This is a genomic window from Spongiactinospora gelatinilytica (assembly GCF_003236385.1).
In the GTDB taxonomy this organism is placed as follows: Bacteria; Actinomycetota; Actinomycetes; order Streptosporangiales; family Streptosporangiaceae; genus Spongiactinospora; species Spongiactinospora gelatinilytica.
Map to the genome: position 1 here is coordinate 1 of NZ_POUA01000718.1, position 1,408 is coordinate 1,408.

The following is a 1,408-nucleotide window of genomic DNA, read 5'->3' on the forward strand; positions in this document are numbered from 1 at the left end:
GACGGGGGGAATTCGACGAACTCGGCGTGGAGGACGGGGTGCCGCAGGCGCCGGGCGACGGGCTGGTCCCGGAGGTGGGCGTGGCGGTGCCGCTGGGGCAGGGCACGACGGCCTGGCCCCTGATCACGGTCAGGACGTCGCCGACCGCGTCCTCCTCGTAGGTGAGGCTGAAGGTCACCGGGGCGAGTGCGGCGTCCGCGCCGAGCACGCCGGTCAGCGCGCCGTGCACCACGACCTCCGGATCGGAGATGACCAAGGTCCGCGTGCCGCGAACGATCGTCACGCTGCCGCCGTACTTCGCGGTGGCCGTGCCGGTGGCGGCGTCGTAGTCGCCGCCCACCGCGGGAAAGACGAACCGGCCGCCGCCGTCCTGGACCACTCCCCCCGACAGAAGGACGCGTGTTCGCTCACCGGCGAGGTCGTCGCTGAGCCGCCAGCGCAGTGATCCGCCGGTCACCCCGCGCGGCCCCGGGCCGGACGTCGCGGCGACCGCGGCCACGGCGGCCAGGACGCCGAGGAACAACTGCACGAGCGAGATCGCCAGCAGCCACCGGACATGCCTTCGTCCACGGTGCCGGTGAACGGTGGACGCGCCATTCATATGTATTCCTCTAGCCAGGAGAGTGCTTCAGGGACTCGACGGCGGGTCCGCCGTCGCGTACACGATCAGGTTGTCGCTGTGGCTTCCTGTCGAGCGGTTGTACGGACCGGCACAGGTGATCAGCCGCAGCGCCGGAACCGGCACATTCCCGTACACCCGCGCGGTCGGGAAGCGCGACTTGGGCACCTGCTCGGCATGGCCCACGGTGAACGTCACCGGGCCGCCCGCCGCCCGCTCGATGAGGATCTTGTGCCCGGGCCGGAGCCGGTGCAGCCGCGCGAAGACCGAAGGCCCTGAGCGGGTGCGGACGTGCCCGAGGATCACGGCGGGCCCGGTCTCCCCCGGCGTGGGGCCGTACCGGTACCACCCCGTCAGATTGCGCGGGGACAACGGGGGCACCTCGATGACGCCCGACGCCTGCAAGCCGAGCACCCCGACGGGGGCGTTCACCCCGATGGCGGGGATGTGAATCCGGGTCGGCGCCGCCTTCCCCACGGCGGCGGCCGGGCACGCCCAACCGGCGACCGCCACCACGACACCGGCGAGTGACAACACGAACCGCCGGGGCATCGCGCTTCGCGCGTGGTTCATGGGCATGCGCACGCCTCCAGGGGAATCCAGCAGCGCTGGGGGAGAGAAATGCTTCCGACCCCCGGTTAAGACAAGGCGGTGAACACGCTGCCGCCCGGTGTTGCGGCCACGAACCGTGCCACCGAAGACGAACACCAGGGATCCGGCCATCCTTTTGGGAGCGTCACACCGGTAAACACCACCCCCAAATCAGACTCCACGCCCACAACCGGACAC

The 1,408-nt window shown here is 71.2% G+C and carries 1 protein-coding gene and 1 pseudogene; both read right to left on the reverse strand.

Annotated elements, in window-relative coordinates; genetic code table 11:
* Nucleotides 1-601: pseudogene (locus tag C1I98_RS38880) on the reverse strand (HtaA domain-containing protein); the annotation flags it as partial.
* Between the two features lie 27 nt (nt 602-628).
* Complete coding sequence (locus tag C1I98_RS38885) at nt 629-1,192, reverse strand: class F sortase (protein ID WP_158558406.1); 564 nt, start codon at nt 1,190-1,192, stop codon at nt 629-631.
* Nucleotides 1,193-1,408 lie beyond the last annotated feature (216 nt).